This window comes from Luteimonas terricola (assembly GCF_004352845.1).
Lineage (GTDB): Bacteria > Pseudomonadota > Gammaproteobacteria > Xanthomonadales > Xanthomonadaceae > Luteimonas > Luteimonas terricola.
Genome location: NZ_SJRX01000017.1, coordinates 1 through 13,810 on the forward strand (window position 1 = coordinate 1; position 13,810 = coordinate 13,810).

General features: G+C 73.2%; 15 protein-coding genes. 11 read left to right on the forward strand and 4 right to left on the reverse strand.

Annotation, left to right across the window (positions count from 1 at the left end):
* Window positions 1–153: 153 nt before the first annotated feature.
* The 5 genes from E2169_RS13985 to E2169_RS14005 all read left to right on the forward strand — a co-directional run bounded on the left by E2169_RS13985 (window position 154) and on the right by E2169_RS14005 (window position 4,750).
* Window positions 154–924: an N-acetylmuramoyl-L-alanine amidase gene (locus tag E2169_RS13985; RefSeq protein ID WP_132987232.1), complete on the forward strand. Its 771-nt coding sequence runs from the start codon at window positions 154–156 to the stop codon at window positions 922–924.
* Window positions 925–999: 75 nt separating this feature from the next.
* Window positions 1,000–2,082, forward strand: a complete 1,083-nt coding sequence (locus E2169_RS13990) for a two-component system sensor histidine kinase NtrB (RefSeq protein WP_132987233.1) — start codon at window positions 1,000–1,002, stop codon at window positions 2,080–2,082.
* A complete protein-coding gene (gene ntrC, locus E2169_RS13995) occupies window positions 2,069–3,511 on the forward strand; it encodes a nitrogen regulation protein NR(I) (RefSeq protein WP_132987234.1) in 1,443 nt (480 codons plus the stop codon). The genes E2169_RS13990 and ntrC overlap by 14 nt, the downstream gene beginning before the upstream one ends.
* 70 nt (window positions 3,512–3,581) lie before the next feature.
* On the forward strand, window positions 3,582–4,133 hold the full coding sequence (locus tag E2169_RS14000) for a superoxide dismutase family protein (RefSeq protein ID WP_229659226.1): 552 nt from the start codon (window positions 3,582–3,584) through the stop codon (window positions 4,131–4,133).
* A 5-nt stretch (window positions 4,134–4,138) separates the two neighbouring features.
* On the forward strand, window positions 4,139–4,750 hold the full coding sequence (locus E2169_RS14005) for a superoxide dismutase family protein (RefSeq protein WP_132987236.1): 612 nt from the start codon (window positions 4,139–4,141) through the stop codon (window positions 4,748–4,750).
* A gap of 1 nt (window position 4,751) precedes the next feature.
* On the opposite strand, the gene E2169_RS14010 is transcribed toward E2169_RS14005, so the two are convergent.
* The gene (locus E2169_RS14010; protein ID WP_132987237.1) at window positions 4,752–5,669 is read right to left on the reverse strand and encodes a hypothetical protein; all 918 of its coding nucleotides are present in this window, start codon (window positions 5,667–5,669) and stop codon (window positions 4,752–4,754) included.
* Between the two features lie 77 nt (window positions 5,670–5,746).
* Between E2169_RS14010 and E2169_RS14015 the strand changes: the two genes are divergently transcribed.
* Window positions 5,747–7,024 (forward strand): acetyl-CoA C-acetyltransferase, encoded by a 1,278-nt coding sequence (locus E2169_RS14015; RefSeq protein ID WP_132987238.1) that lies wholly within the window; start codon window positions 5,747–5,749, stop codon window positions 7,022–7,024.
* A gap of 270 nt (window positions 7,025–7,294) precedes the next feature.
* On the opposite strand, the gene E2169_RS14020 is transcribed toward E2169_RS14015, so the two are convergent.
* The 3 genes from E2169_RS14020 to E2169_RS14030 form a co-directional block, all read right to left on the reverse strand.
* Window positions 7,295–8,491, reverse strand: a complete 1,197-nt coding sequence (locus tag E2169_RS14020) for a heme biosynthesis protein HemY (protein WP_132987239.1) — start codon at window positions 8,489–8,491, stop codon at window positions 7,295–7,297.
* An 82-nt stretch (window positions 8,492–8,573) separates the two neighbouring features.
* Window positions 8,574–9,596, reverse strand: a complete 1,023-nt coding sequence (locus E2169_RS14025) for a uroporphyrinogen-III C-methyltransferase (protein WP_132987240.1) — start codon at window positions 9,594–9,596, stop codon at window positions 8,574–8,576.
* Between the two features lie 36 nt (window positions 9,597–9,632).
* Window positions 9,633–10,409 carry a uroporphyrinogen-III synthase gene (locus E2169_RS14030; RefSeq protein ID WP_132987241.1) on the reverse strand — a complete coding sequence of 259 codons (777 nt, stop codon included), beginning with the start codon at window positions 10,407–10,409 and terminating at the stop codon, window positions 9,633–9,635.
* 76 nt (window positions 10,410–10,485) lie between these two features.
* Here E2169_RS14030 and E2169_RS14035 point away from each other — a divergent pair, with 76 nt between their 5' ends.
* The 5 genes from E2169_RS14035 to E2169_RS14055 all read left to right on the forward strand — a co-directional run bounded on the left by E2169_RS14035 (window position 10,486) and on the right by E2169_RS14055 (window position 13,579).
* A complete protein-coding gene (locus E2169_RS14035; protein ID WP_132987242.1) occupies window positions 10,486–10,941 on the forward strand; it encodes a YiiD C-terminal domain-containing protein in 456 nt (151 codons plus the stop codon).
* A 30-nt stretch (window positions 10,942–10,971) separates the two neighbouring features.
* Window positions 10,972–11,403: a hypothetical protein gene (locus E2169_RS14040; protein ID WP_132987243.1), complete on the forward strand. Its 432-nt coding sequence runs from the start codon at window positions 10,972–10,974 to the stop codon at window positions 11,401–11,403.
* Window positions 11,404–11,484: 81 nt separating this feature from the next.
* The gene (locus tag E2169_RS14045; RefSeq protein WP_132987244.1) at window positions 11,485–11,925 is read left to right on the forward strand and encodes a rhodanese-like domain-containing protein; all 441 of its coding nucleotides are present in this window, start codon (window positions 11,485–11,487) and stop codon (window positions 11,923–11,925) included.
* Between the two features lie 57 nt (window positions 11,926–11,982).
* A complete protein-coding gene (gene secB / locus E2169_RS14050; RefSeq protein ID WP_132987245.1) occupies window positions 11,983–12,531 on the forward strand; it encodes a protein-export chaperone SecB in 549 nt (182 codons plus the stop codon).
* Between the two features lie 19 nt (window positions 12,532–12,550).
* The gene (locus E2169_RS14055; RefSeq protein WP_132987246.1) at window positions 12,551–13,579 is read left to right on the forward strand and encodes an NAD(P)H-dependent glycerol-3-phosphate dehydrogenase; all 1,029 of its coding nucleotides are present in this window, start codon (window positions 12,551–12,553) and stop codon (window positions 13,577–13,579) included.
* The last annotated feature ends 231 nt before the right edge of the window (window positions 13,580–13,810 follow it).

Below are 13,810 nucleotides of genomic sequence, written 5' to 3' on the forward strand. Positions count from 1 at the left end.
GGCCGGGAGGCCTTCGCGGGTAAGTAACGGAGGAGGCATCCGCCGCCTGGGGGTTGCGGGGGGACATGAGCCGCGATGGCCTCCCGGCCGCGACGGGGCCCTCCACGTCTTCGCCACCTTGCATTGCGCGGCAATCGCGGGTTCGATTGCGGCATGAACATGAAACCCCTTGCCGCAGTCCTTTGCCTTGCCCTGCTCGCCGGCTGCGCCCACCAGCCGCCGCGCAATCCGATGGCGACCTGGGTGCCATCGCCCAACCACGACGAGCGGCGCCCGGTCGTCATCGTCCTGCACTACACCGAACAGGACTCGGTCGAGCAGAGCCTGCACACCCTGCGCACGCGCAACAGCGGCGGCCCGGTGAGCTCGCACTACCTGGTCGGCGACGACGGCGCGATCTACCAGCTCGTCGCCGACGGCCACCGCGCCTGGCACGCCGGCGGCGGCCGCTGGGGCACGATCACGGACCTCAACTCGGCCTCGATCGGGATCGAGATCGACAACGACGGCCGCGAGCCCTTCACCGAGCCGCAGGTGCAGGCGCTGCTGCGCCTGCTCGACGATCTCACCACGCGTCTGCGCATCCCGCGCACGCAGGTGATCGGGCATTCCGACCTGGCGCCCACACGCAAGATCGATCCGGGCCCTTTGTTCCCGTGGAAGCGCCTGGCCGACGCGGGCTTCGGCATCTGGCCCGCCGACGATGCGTCGCCGCCGCCGGAAGGCTTCGATGCGATGCGCGCGCTGCGGCTGGTGGGCTATGACACCAGCGATCCGCAAGCGACGATCCGCGCGTTCCGCATGCGCTTTCGTGGCGATGCGCAGACGGTGCTGGATGAAGAGGACCTGCGGATCCTGCATGCGTTGACGCTGCCGGATGGGGCCGGGTTGGCGATGGCGGTGGAGCCGGTGCCTGGAGGCTGATTCCTGCGATTGACCGGGGTGTCCGGAACATGGCCGACAGTCGCCAGCGCGCCCGTCTTGCACTAGATTGGTGCAATGCCGCCCGGACTCGAGCCCGCCCATGACCAGCTGAGCACGCCCGTGCTCGCGGTGTCGTCCGTGGGCGTGATCGAGGCCGGCAATACAGCCTGCGGGCAGTGGCTGGGGGTCTCCCTGCGCCGGCTGGCGGGGCTGCCGCTGGCGGCGCTGGAAGTGCAGGGCGATGCGCTGGCGCGCGCCGTGTCGGCGGATGCCGCAGCGAAGCCGCGGGTGCCCGCGGGCAGCGTCGGTGCCTCCGGTGTCATCCGCCTCCCGCGCCTGACCCTGGCCTGCCCCGGTGCCGCACCGCATTTCGCCGAAGCCTGGTTGACCCCGCGCGACGACGGCGGATGGCTGCTCGAACTGCATCCGGTGGATGAATTCCCCGGCGGCGACCCGGTCGCGGCGCTGCCGCTGGCCATGTCCGCCGCGCTCAAGGGCCTGGCCCACGAGCTGCGGAATCCGCTGGCGGGGCTCAAGGGCGCGGCGCAGCTGCTGGCGCGGCGCATCCCCGGCGACGACGCTTCGTCGCGCGAACTGGTGACGCTGGTGGACTCCGAGGTCTCGCGGCTGGCGCAGCTGGTCGACCGCATGCTCGATCCCGCGCCGCCGAACCCGCACGTGCCGCTCAACGTCCACGCCGTGCTGGAGCGCGTGCTGCGCCTGGCCGAGGCCGACGCCGGGTGGGCGGTGAAGCTGGTGCGCGACTACGACCCCAGCCTGCCGGAGATCGAAGGCGATGCCGACCGCCTCGTGCAGGCGGTCTGGAACCTGGCGCGCAACGCCATCGAGGCGGGTGCCGGCGAGGTGGTGTTGCGCACCCGCGCCGAGCACGGCGTGCGCATCGGCAGCGCGCTGCACGCGCTGGCGCTGCGCCTGGATATCGTCGATGACGGCCGTGGCGTGCCCGGCGAACTGGCCGAACAGGTGTTCGTGCCGCTCGTGTCCGGTCGCGCCGAGGGCAGCGGCCTGGGCCTGGCGCTGGGCCAGCAGGTGGCGCGCGAGCATCGCGGCAGCCTCGCCTTCCGCTCGCGTCCGGGGCATACGGTGTTCACCCTGTTGCTGCCGTACGCGGAGGAGCCCGGCGATGGCACCCACTGACGGCGCCCGCATCTGGGTGGTCGACGACGACCGCGCGGTGCGCTTCGTGCTCGCCACCGCGCTGCGCGAGGCGGGCTACGAGGTCACCGGCTTCGAGTCCGCCGCCGACGTCCTGTCCACGCTGGACCGCGGCGGCGCGCGTCCGCAGCTGCTGTTCACCGACGTGCGCATGCCGGGCGACGACGGCCTGGTCCTGCTTGATGCACTGAAGCGGCGCCTGCCGTCGCTGCCGGTGGTGGTGATGAGCGCGCACACCGATGTCGCCAGCACCGCCGGCGCGTTTCGCGGCGGCGCGCAGGAGTTCCTGTCCAAGCCCTTCGACCTCGATGACGCCGTGGCCCTCGCCGCGCGGGCGCTGGGTGAGGGCGCTGACGCGGACGCGCTGCCCGCGGCGGGTGGAGACGCGGCCGGCGATGACGACATGCTCATCGGCGACACCCCCGCCATGCAGCAGCTGTTCCGCGCCATCGGCCGCCTGGCGCAGGCGCCGCTGTCGGTGCTGGTCACCGGCGAGACCGGCACCGGCAAGGAGCTGGTGGCGCGCGCGCTGCACCGCGAGTCGCCGCGCGCGCGCGGCCCCTTCGTCGCCCTCAACACCGCGGCGATCCCGGCCGAGCTGCTGGAAAGCGAGCTGTTCGGCCACGAGGCCGGCGCCTTCACCGGTGCCCAGCGCCGCCACGTCGGTCGCTTCGAGCAGGCCCATGGCGGCACGCTGTTCCTCGACGAGATCGGCGACATGCCGCTGCCGCTGCAGACGCGCCTGCTGCGGGTGCTGGCCGAAGGCGAGTTCTTCCGCGTCGGCGGCCGCGAGCTGATCCGGGTCGACGTGCGCGTGGTCGCGGCCACCCACCAGGACCTCGAGGCCAAGGTGCGCGACGGCGGTTTCCGCGCCGACCTGCTGCACCGCCTGGACGTGGTGCGCCTGCGCCTGCCGCCGCTGCGCGCGCGCCGTGGCGACGTTCCGCGCCTGGCCGAACGTTTCCTGCAGCGCGCGGCCGGGCGCTTCGACGCGCCGGCCAAGCGCCTGTCGCGCCCGGCGCTGGAGCGCCTGCAGGCGCACGACTGGCCGGGCAACGTGCGCGAACTCCAGAACGTCTGCTGGCGGCTGGCGGCATTGGCGCCCGGCGATGTCATCGGCGTGGTCGAGCTCGGCGATGCGCTGGGGGCGGGCGGTGCCGCGGGTGTCTCGACGGGGTCTGCGGACGGCGAGGCCCCCGAGTGGGAGGCCCGCCTGCAGGACTGGGTGCGCGCGAAGCTGGCGGCGCAGGCCGACGGCATCCACGCCGAGGCGCGCGAGCGCCTGGACCAGGTGCTGCTGGAGGCCGCACTCGAGCACACCGGCGGCCGCCGCAGCGACGCGGCCGTGCGCCTGGGCCTGGGGCGCAACACATTGACCCGCAAGCTCGGTGCGCGCCGCCGCGGGCGCTGACACCGTGGCTCACGCATCCGACACCGCCGCGCGGGTACCCTTGGCACCCCCGCGAACAGCCATGAGACCGATGCGTCGTCCGATCACCGCCCTTGTCGCCGCCGGCCTGCTCGCCGCCTGTGCCAGCGCGCCACCCGCGCCGCGCGAGCCAGTGGCACCGCCGTCGCCGCCGCGTGCGGACGCCGGCACCGCGAGCCTCGCCCACGCCAACCTGAGCGCGGCCTCGGCCACGCTGGCCAGCGGCCGCATCGCCCTGCGCGCAGAGGCGGAAGGCGTGCGCCTGGGCGGCGAGATCGGCGGCCTCAGCCGCAACGGTGCCCATGTGCTCCAGGTGCACGCGCAGGGCGACTGCAGCGCCATCGACGCCTCCAGCGCCGGCCCCTACTTCGATGCCGGCGGCAGCGGCGCGCTGGGCGGCAGCGACCGCATCATCGCCAACGAGCGCGGCGTGGCCCGCGTCGACCAGCTGGTCCGCCATGCCGTGCTCGGCGGCGGAGCGGCCAACGACATCGTCGGGCGTTCGCTCGTCGTGCTGGGCTCCACCGCCGGCGCGACCGGCGCGCGGATCGCCTGCGGCGTCATCACCATTGCGCCTGACGGCGCGTCCCAGGAAAAGGAGTAGCACCCATGCGCACCATCCAGACAACCCTGCTGGCGGCTTCGCTCGCGCTCGGCCTCGCGGCCTGCGGTTCGCCGCAGGACGGCTACGACGAGGCCGCGACGCCTCCGGCCGGACCCGCATCCACGCCCGCGGACATCGCGTCCGGCATGACGACCGCGCCGGCCGCGCACACGGTGGCCGTCCTGTCGGCGACCGAGGGCAATTCGGTCACCGGCGAGATCGCGTTCGCCGCTGTCGACGGCGGCGTCGCCATCACCGGACAGGTCAACGGCTTGCCGCCCGGCAGCGAGCACGGTTTCCACGTGCACGAGACCGGCGACTGCAGCGCGCCCGACGGCACCAGCGCCGGCGGTCACTTCAATCCCGCGGCCACGGCCCATGGCCGCATCGGTTCGGATGAACACCACGTCGGCGATACCGACAACCTCATGTCCGACGACACCGGCGTGGCGGTGATCGATACGCGGCTGCAAGGCGCCACCCTTGCCGACGGCGCGCCGACCGACGTGCTCGGCCGCGCGGTGATCGTGCACGCCGATCCTGACGACTACACCACCCAGCCGACCGGCAACGCCGGTGCGCGCCTGGCCTGCGGCGTGATCACGCAGGCGATGTGAGTCAGGGTGCGGGCGGCGCCTCGAGCTCCGCCCGCGCATCGCCCCGGCAGTGGATGAACTCCACTGCCAGGCCGTGGGCGCGCAGCAGGCTGGCCAACTGGCGCTGGCGTGCTTCGAAATGGGCGTACAGGCGTTCGAGCCGTGCGCGCGCGGCCTCGTCGGCGTCGGCAGCGTCCGGGGCATGGCGCGCGAGCCAGTCGGCGTGGGTGAACAGCGCCATCCGCACCTCGCCATCGGCGTAACGCAGCAGGGGCTCGGGCGGTGCGTCCAGCCAGGCTTCGCGCGCCGGCGACAGCAGCGAGGTTTCCAGCAGCGGCCACAGCGGCGCCAGCCCGGCGTGCTCGTACTGCATCGCCGTGAGCGCGCAGAGGTCGTGCAGGGTGAGGTAGCGCGCGTGCTCGACCTGCATGCCGAAGGCTTCCTGCGCCGCCAGCGCGGTCCCGGCGCCGGCCATGCCTTCTTCCATCAGGTCGGCTTCGCAGCGGGCGGACACCCGTGCGATCGCCGCGGCGTCGCCGTCGAGGACGAAGGGCAGCAGCCGCAGCGGACCGCCGGAGTATTCCGGTGCCGGTGACAGCGCGCCCGGGAGTTGTCCCGCGTGGCTGCCGAAGGCGAGGACGCGTGCGCCGCCGCCCGGTGCGCGCGGCGCCTTGGCCGCGAGCTGCCAGAGTTCCTGGTGCAGGGGCCAGCCGGGGCGCAGCAGTTCGACCGGGTCGAAGTGCGCGGCGACCAGGGTCAGGTCGAGGCCGGTGGCGTCGGGTGCGAACGTCGCAAGGTCGGCGGCGACCAGCGCGGCGAGCGAGCCGCCGTCGGCCTGCGGGACCGCGTCGCGCGCGGCGCTGCTGCCCGGCGCCAGCTCCAGCGCAAGCGCGCCGAGCACGCGCGGGGGACGGGGGATGTTGGCTGCGGTCTTGTTCATTGGCCCTGCGCATGGGCGGCGCTAAACTCGCCCCATTATGCCCGCCATGGTCGGTGGGTCGCCCGCGAGGTCCCCAGATGCTGCATGGTCGCCCCGTCGCCGTCCTCGGCGGCGTCCGCATTCCCTTCTGCCGCCAGAACACGGCCTATTCCGACGTCGGCAACCTCGGCATGTCGGTGCGCACCCTGGGCGCGCTGGTGGAGAAGTTCGGCCTGCACGGCCAGCGCCTGGGTGAAGTCGCGATGGGCGCGGTCATCAAGCACTCCAGCGACTGGAACCTCGGCCGCGAGGCCGCGCTGTCGTCGGGGCTGTCGCCGCTGACGCCGGGCATCACCCTGCAACGCGCCTGCGGCACCTCGCTGGACTCGATCATCACCATCGGCAACAAGATCGCCACCGGGCAGATCGAGAGCGGCATCGGCGGCGGCAGCGATACCACCTCCGACGTGCCGATCGTCTATGGCCGCGCGTTGCGGCGCCGGTTGCTGGCGGCCAATGCGGCCAAGACCACGAAAGACAAGCTGGCGCAGTTCAAGGGCTTCCGCCTGGGCGAACTGAAGCCGGACTTCCCGGGCGTGGCCGAGCCGCGCACCGGCAAGTCGATGGGCGAGCACTGCGAGGACATGGCGAAGGAATGGAGCATCGCGCGCGATTCGCAGGACGAGCTCGCGGTCGCCTCGCACCACAAGCTGGCCACAGCGTACGAGCGCGGCTTCTTCGACGACCTGATCGTGGCTTTCCGCGGCGTCTCGCGCGACAACATCCTGCGCGCCGACAGCACGCTGGAGAAGCTGGCCACGCTGAAGCCGGCCTTCGACCGCAGCTCCGGCCGCGGCACCCTGACCGCCGGCAACTCCACGCCGCTCACCGACGGCGCCGCCGCCTGCCTGCTGTCCACCGACGAGTGGGCGGCGCAGCATGGGCACGAGGTGCTGTGCCACGTCCGCGACGCGCAGGTGGCGGCGGTGGACTTCGTGCACGGCGAGGGCCTGCTGATGGCGCCGACCGTGGCCGTGGCCGAGATGCTCGCGCGCAACAACCTGAGCCTGCAGGACTTCGACATCTACGAGATCCACGAGGCCTTCGCCGCCCAGGTGCTGTGCACGCTGCGCGCCTGGGAGAGCGAGGACTACTGCCGCAACCGCCTCGGCCTGGAGGCGCCGCTGGGCCGCATCGATCCGGCGAAGATCAATCCCGTGGGCTCATCGCTCGCCACCGGCCATCCCTTCGCCGCCACCGGCGCGCGCGTGGTGGCCACCGCCGCGCGGCAGCTGCAGGAGCGCGGCGGTGGCCGCGCCCTGATCTCGATCTGCACCGCGGGCGGCATGGGTGTGGTCGCGATCCTGGAGCGCTGAGCCGGGTTTTTCGCTCCGGGCGGGGCGGGGTTTTTGCCACGGATTACGCGGATAAGCGCGGATTTACGCGGATCTGGCTGGGGCCAGCATCTGCACTACGCCCTGCCCGGAGTTCTCTTCTGGAGAGGGTTCTTCGCAGGGCCGTGGTCCAGCCTGGATCTGGATGAGCCGTGCGCGCCGTGGCTGCAGACTCCCCTTGGCTTTTGCCCTATCCGTGTGAATCCGCGTAGATCCGTGGCAAAAAATGCTTCTTGTTGGCTGCAGCCGCTCCTACAGGGGTGCGGGTAGGGGCTCGGTGGGTTCGGCGAAGGGGGTCACCGGCTCGCCGCGCTGCGCGCGCAGCGCGTTGGCGTAGGCGGCGCGGGCGCGGGTGTCGTCGCCGGCCGTGGCGTGGCCGTCGCCCAGCTCTTCCCAGGCGTCGGCGCCGGCGCCCTGCGCGATCGCGCGGCGCAGGTGGTCCTCGGCCTGCGGCCACTGGCCTCGCGCGCGCGCCAGGCGCGCGAGGGTGAGCAGCAGCGCCGGGCTGCCCGGGTGCTGCTGCAGCCATCGGGTCGCTTTCGCTTCGCGGTGCTCGATGCGGTCGACCGGCAGGCGGCCGTAGCGCGTGGCCAGGTCTTCGTCCCAACGCGTATCCAGCGCGTTCTCGATGCTCGACGTTGCCGCGTCCTCCCAGCGCAGGGCGGCGGCGCGTTCGGCATAGGCCGCGACCACGGCGGGTTCGCTGCGCAGCGGCTTGGGCAGGGTTTCCCAGCGGTCGGCGAGGGCGTTGGCGTCGGCGGCCTCGTCCAGGGCCTGCGCCGCCCAGCTGCGCTCGCGCCCGGACAGCACGGCTTCGGGCCAGGCCTGCTGCTGGCGCAGTGCGCCGAGCAATGCGTAGGCCTCGGCGGCCTGGCGCGATGCGGCCAGGGCGTCGGCGCGCAGCGCCAGGCCGCGCGGCGACAGCGGCTGCGCATCCGGGTCATCCAGCGCCACCAGGGCGTCGGTCGGGCGATCCTCGGCCAGCGCCAGCTCGGCGCGCCCGATGGCGCGGGTCAGGGCGTGGCGGGCATCGATCGCGTCCAGGTGGCTGCGCGCGGCGGCGTGGTCGCCGCGGGCCAGGGCGGCGCGGGCCGCGGCCAGCCGCGCAACCGCGGCGTCGCTCTCGTCCGAGGCCTGCGGCAGCAGCTTTTCCGCGCGTGCGTAATGGCCCTGGTGCAGGGCTTCCAGCCCGGTGCCCAGGCGCTCGCGTGACTGGCGTTCGCGGCGGCGGCGGAAGGCGCGCAGCGGCGCCGCCACCAGCGACCACAGCAGCCACAGCGCGAACAGGGCCACGACCACGGCCACCGCCACCCAGAGCAGGTTGGTGGTGTAGTCCCAGCCGCGATAGCGCACCAGCACGTAGCCGGGATCCTGGGCGAGCAGGTTCCAGGCGAGCGCGCCGATGATCGCCAGCAGGATCCAGACAAGCAGGTTGCGGAACAGGTTCATGGCAGACCTCCAGATGCTCGGGTCACCCTAGCGACGGTGATGTCGCGGCCGTGTTCAGGGCCGCCGCAGGACAGGCGTCCGTTCAGCTTGTCGATTCGGGGGCGGCAATGGCCGCCGGCCGGGCGTGACGCATCCGCAGCTGGCCCAGGGTGGTGCCCAGCTCCGGCAAGCTCAGGCCAAGCGGCATCGCGGCGATGGCATCGAGTTCCCGCTGGTGCGCGTCGCGCACGGGAGAATCCGGCCACAGCCGGGGCAGCCAGGCGGACGCCCGGGCCAGCGCTGCGGCGTGTCCGCTGGCGTCGCGGCGCTCGGCGGCGGTGCGCGCCAGCGCGAGCTCCAGGCGCAGCGCGGCGAGGCCCGCGGCCTGCTCGCCGGAGCCTTCGGCCAGGTGCTCGTCGCTGCGGCGGACCTCGACGATGCGCCGGGCCAGGCGCCGCCACCAGGGCGCTGCGGCGGCGCCGGCGTCTGCGGGCTGCAAGCCGGCGGGTGAGGCGTCGAGATCCGTCTCGAAGGCATCGATGCGGGCGATGGCGGCCACGCGCGGGTCCTGGCCCAAGGCGTCGAGCATCGCCCGCTCCTGCGCCAGGACCTGGCGCAGGTCGATGTCCGCCGGATCGGTCAGCGCGTCGAGCAGGCGCGCGGCCAGGGCGTAGGCGCGGCGCGCACCGTCGAGGTCGCCGGCGAGCAGCAGGCGCTGCTGGCCCTGTGCGAGCAGCAGTTCGATCTCGTCCAGGCGCAGTGCACGCGCGGCGTCCTGCGCCGGATCGGCCAGGCGCTGCACGCTGTCCTCGAGCAGGGCGGCGCGCTGGCCGATGGCCAGGAGCTCATCGCGCAACAGGCGATTGGTGGCCTCGGCCTGCTGCATGCGCTTGGCCTGGGCCTGCTGGCCTTCGCGCAGGCTGGCCAGGCGCTGCTCGAATGCGTCCATGCGCAGGCCGTCCTCGGCGTCGGCCGCGCGGCGCGCACCGGTCTCGGCCTGCCAGGCGCGCCAGGCCAGGGTGCCGGCGATCGGCAGCAGGATGAACAGCAGCAGCCAGGCCAGGGCGGAGGTGCGGCGCCGCGGCGCGGGCTGCGTGGCGGGCTGGGGGTGCTCGGTGGCGTTCACGGGATCTGGCGGAGTGCCCGGGAGGGGGCGCCCATGTTAGGGCTTCGACGCCGCTCCGGAGCAGGCGGCGAGCATCGCTGCCGGCCGCGCGCTGGCAGCGACCGCGGCCACCCGCAGGCCGCGCTCGCGGGCAAGGTCGGCCAGGCGTTCGCTGGCGGCCACCACGGACGCGTCCCGCAGGCGCGCGAGGGCGTCGTCGGGCAGGGTCGCAAGCACATGTTCCAGCGCTTCGCCGCTGCTGAGCAGCAGCCAGGCCGGCGCGTCCAGCGCCCGCAGCGCGGCGAGGGCGCGCGGCGAGGGCGCGACCGGCACGCGTTCGTAGACATTGGCGCGCAGCACGCGGGCGCCGCGGCTCGCCAGGGTGGCGGCGATCACCCCGCGACCGCCCGGCGCGGTCACCAGGCCGACATCCACGCCCTGGACATCCCGCAGCGACGGCAGGGCGAGCAAGCCCTCGCTGTCCATGCGCGCCGGGGATTCGATGTCGCCGGCCCCTGCGCGGCGCAGCGCCAGCGCGGTGCCGGCGCCGACCGCCACCCAGGCCTGGCCGGCGCGGGGACGCAGCGCCTGCAGCGCCGCGGCGGAGGCCACCGCGGCCGGACTGGTGAATACCACCCGCGGTGCGGCCAGCGCCTGCCGCAGGGTGCTGCGGGCCTTGTCGTCGTCGAGCTGCGCGATGCGCCACGGAGAGAGCGCCAGTGTGCGTGCGCCCAGCGCCGCGGCGGCGCGGCGCACGGCGCCGTGGCCGCCGACCGGTCGCAGCGAGATGACGTAGCATCCGGACGGTCGCCCGGGGGTGGCGTGCGCAGGCATCGCACCAGCTTGGTGCCTCGCGGCGGCCCCCGCAAGGCGGCGGCTCCCCCAACCCGACGGACACGGAACACGCTGCATGCAACTGGACGACGAACTCCGCGCACTGGATGCGCACTACCGCTCGATGCCGCCGGTGGCGGCCATGGACATCGCCATCGCCGCGCGCGAGGGCGACACGCTCACCCTGCGCGCGCCGCTGGCCTTGAACGTCAACGACAAGGCCTGCGCCTTCGGCGGCAGCCTTGTGTCGCTGATGACCCTGGCCGGCTGGGGCCTGGTCACCCTGCGCTGCCACCAGCTCGGCATCGACGCCGACGTGTTCGTGGCCGACAGCGAGATCCGCTACCTGGCACCCCTGTACAGCGACCTGCAGGCCACCGCCGCGCTCGCCGGCAGCGGTTGGGCGCCGTTCGACGACGCCCTGCGCAGCCGTGGCCGCGCGCGCGTACGCATCGCCGCCACCGTGCCGCTGCCCGATGGCGGCGTCGCCACCACCCTGCGCGCGGGTTACGCCGCCATCGCCAGGGGTTAGCATGGCCGCCGACGCCACGGGGACCCTGCCATGCGACTGACGCGCCACCGCACCGCCTTCGCCATCCTTGCGCTGCTGGCCTGCGCGCTGCTGCTGCCGGGCTGCGCCAGCACGGGCAAGGGCGAGGCCCTGCAGCGCGCGCAGTACGCCTGGTCGGCGGCGATCCGCTGGGGCGACTTCGAAGGCGCGTGGAACCTGGTCGACCCGGAGTACCGGGAGCAGCATCCGCTGAGCGAGGTCGAGTTCGAACGCTACAACCAGATCCAGGTCTCGCACTACCGCGAGCTGGGTGCGCAGCAGGCGGCCGACGACACCGTCCTGCGCGAGATCGACATCGGCGTCATCAATCGCCACACCATGGCCGAGCGCGGCATGCGCTACCGGGAGGCCTGGCGCTGGGACGAGGAAGCGCGTACCTGGTGGATCACCGGCGGCCTGCCCGACTTCTGGCGCGGCGAGTAGCGACTGCCGCCGCACGCGCGGCTTTGCGCCGCCGCCGGCGCTGGGCGACAATCGCGGCCCGCCGACGCAAGGCCGCGCAACGTGAATCCTGAAGAACTGTGGGCCTTTCTTGGCCGCAACCCCATGCTGGGCCTGGCGCTGGCCGGCATCACGGTGGCAATCGTCTATACCGAGGTCATGCGGGTGTTCCGCGGCTTCAAGGGCCTGCGCCCGGCCGAGCTGACCGCGCTGATCAATGGCGAGAACGCACTGGTGGTCGACCTGCGCCCGTCGGCCGAGTTCGAGAAGGGACACATCCCCGGCTCGAAGAACGTGCAGATGGCCCAGTTCGACCCCGAGAACAAGGCCCTGGCCAACGCCAGGGCGCTGCCGGTGGTCGCGGTGTGCAAGGCCGGCACGACCGCGGTCGACGCGGCCAAGCGCCTGCGCAAAGCCGGTTTCGAGCGGGTCTATGTGCTCGAGGGCGGCATCGGCGCCTGGCAGGGCGCGGACCTGCCGCTGGCCAAGGGACGCGGGAAGTAGCCGTTCCCGGCATGCGATAATTCTCCTCTTACCTGAACTCCGCTGGAGCTACACCCGATGTCCGACCAAGAAGCCACGAACGCGAATGGCGCCGCTGCCGGCGCAATCCCCGAGCAGCCTGCCGGGCCGCAGTTCACCGTCGAGAAGATCTACGTCAAGGACGTCTCGTTCGAGTCCCCGAAGTCGCCGCAGGCCTTTGCCGAGCAGGGCCAGCCGCAGCTGCAGATGAACCTCAACCAGCGCGTCGCCCGCGTCTCCGACGCGGCGTTCGAAGTGGTGCTCGGGATCAACCTCACCTGCAAGGTGGGCGAGGACACCCTGTACCTGGTCGAGATCCAGCAGGCGGGCCTGTTCAACATGTCGGGCTTCGACGAGCAGTCGCTCGACGCGATGCTCGGCACCCACTGCCCGGCCATCCTGTACCCCTACGCCCGCCAGGTCGTCTCCAGCCTGATCCAGGCCGGCGGTTTCGCTCCCTTCGTGCTGCAGCCGATCAACTTCGACGCGCTGTACGCCGAGGGCCTGCGCCAGCGGGCGTCCCAGGGTGGCCAGCAGGCTGCCGGCGGCACCGACCTGGCCAGCAGCGGGACCGGCGGCAACGCCTGAGGTGGTTGCGCAGCCTTCCATCGCACCGCCGGACAAGCCGGCGGTCGCGGTGCTCGGCGCCGGTTCCTGGGGCACCGCGCTCGCAGCGCTGATCGCGCGCCACGGCCACCCGACCCGGCTCTGGGGCCGGGACGCGGCGGTGGTCGAGGCCATCAACGCCGGCCTGGGCAATCCGCGCTATCTGCCGGGCATCCCCCTGCCGGAGGCGCTGCGCGCGACCACCGACCTCGCCACCGGCCTGGCCGGCGCCGACCTGGTGCTGGTGGTCGTGCCTTCGCATGCCTTCGCCGACACCCTGCGCGCGCTGGCGCCGCTGCGACCTCCGCAGGCCGGGGTGGCCTGGGCGACCAAGGGCTTCGAGCCCGGCTCGGGCCGTTTCCTGCACGAGGTCGCCGGCGAGATGCTTGGCAGCGACGTGCCGCTGGCCGTGGTCACGGGTCCGTCGTTCGCCAAGGAAGTCGCGGCCGGGCAGCCGACCGCGGTGACCGTCCACGGTGACGATGAAGCCTTCGCCCAGTCCGTGGCCGACATCCTCCATGGCCCCGCCTTCCGCGCCTACACCGGCAACGACATGCGCGGCGCCGAGCTTGGCGGCGCGATGAAGAACGTGCTCGCGGTGGCCACGGGCGTGGCCGATGGCATGGGCCTGGGGCTCAACGCCCGCGCCGGCCTCATCACCCGCGGACTGAACGAGATGCTGCGCCTGAACCTCGCCATCGGCGGCAGGTCCGAAACCCTGATGGGCCTGGCCGGCCTCGGTGACCTGGTGCTGACCTGCACCGGCGACCTCTCGCGCAACCGTCGCCTGGGCCTGGCCCTGGGGCGCGGCCAGAGCCTGGAAGACGCGGTGCGGGAGATCGGCCAGGTGGTGGAGTCGGTGCAGACCGCCGACGAGGTGATGCGCCAGGCCGAGGCCCACGGCGTCGAGCTGCCGATCTCGGTGAACGTGCGCGCCGTCCTGCACGGCGACATCACGCCAACCGAGGGCCTGGCCCGGCTGCTCGCGCGCGAGCAGAAGGCGGAGTACGCCGGCAAGCTGATCGGCTGAGCCGGCGGCGTCCGCCGAAGCCCGGCGGGCGAGGACACCCTGCAAAAAAGTTCATCTCCCGACTGAGGGACTGGCGCGCCATTGACTGCAGCGCGGGCGCCGGATGCCAAGGCCCTTGAGTGCTCATGTCCCCCGGCGCTGGCCTTGCGGCCATCGCCTCCTCCTTGACTTCGCTCTCAAGGGCCTTGGCACCCGGTGCGCAGCAGTACGCGGCGCCCCCAGGAGCAAAGC

Bases quoted from the DNA above. Each gene is read 5' to 3' on its own strand.
- E2169_RS14015 (WP_132987238.1), top strand. From the start codon at position 5,747: ATGCTGCATGGTCGCCCCGTCGCCGTCCTCGGCGGCGTCCGCATTCCC.
- E2169_RS14005 (WP_132987236.1), top strand. From the start codon at position 4,139: ATGCGCACCATCCAGACAACCCTGCTGGCGGCTTCGCTCGCGCTCGGC.
- E2169_RS14000 (WP_229659226.1), top strand. From the start codon at position 3,582: ATGCGTCGTCCGATCACCGCCCTTGTCGCCGCCGGCCTGCTCGCCGCC.
- secB (WP_132987245.1), top strand. From the start codon at position 11,983: ATGTCCGACCAAGAAGCCACGAACGCGAATGGCGCCGCTGCCGGCGCA.
- E2169_RS14040 (WP_132987243.1), top strand. From the start codon at position 10,972: ATGCGACTGACGCGCCACCGCACCGCCTTCGCCATCCTTGCGCTGCTG.
- E2169_RS14020 (WP_132987239.1), bottom strand. From the start codon at position 8,491: ATGAACCTGTTCCGCAACCTGCTTGTCTGGATCCTGCTGGCGATCATC.
- ntrC (WP_132987234.1), top strand. From the start codon at position 2,069: ATGGCACCCACTGACGGCGCCCGCATCTGGGTGGTCGACGACGACCGC.
- E2169_RS14035 (WP_132987242.1), top strand. From the start codon at position 10,486: ATGCAACTGGACGACGAACTCCGCGCACTGGATGCGCACTACCGCTCG.
- E2169_RS13985 (WP_132987232.1), top strand. From the start codon at position 154: ATGAACATGAAACCCCTTGCCGCAGTCCTTTGCCTTGCCCTGCTCGCC.
- E2169_RS14010 (WP_132987237.1), bottom strand. From the start codon at position 5,669: ATGAACAAGACCGCAGCCAACATCCCCCGTCCCCCGCGCGTGCTCGGC.
- E2169_RS14030 (WP_132987241.1), bottom strand. From the start codon at position 10,409: ATGCCTGCGCACGCCACCCCCGGGCGACCGTCCGGATGCTACGTCATC.
- E2169_RS13990 (WP_132987233.1), top strand. From the start codon at position 1,000: ATGCCGCCCGGACTCGAGCCCGCCCATGACCAGCTGAGCACGCCCGTG.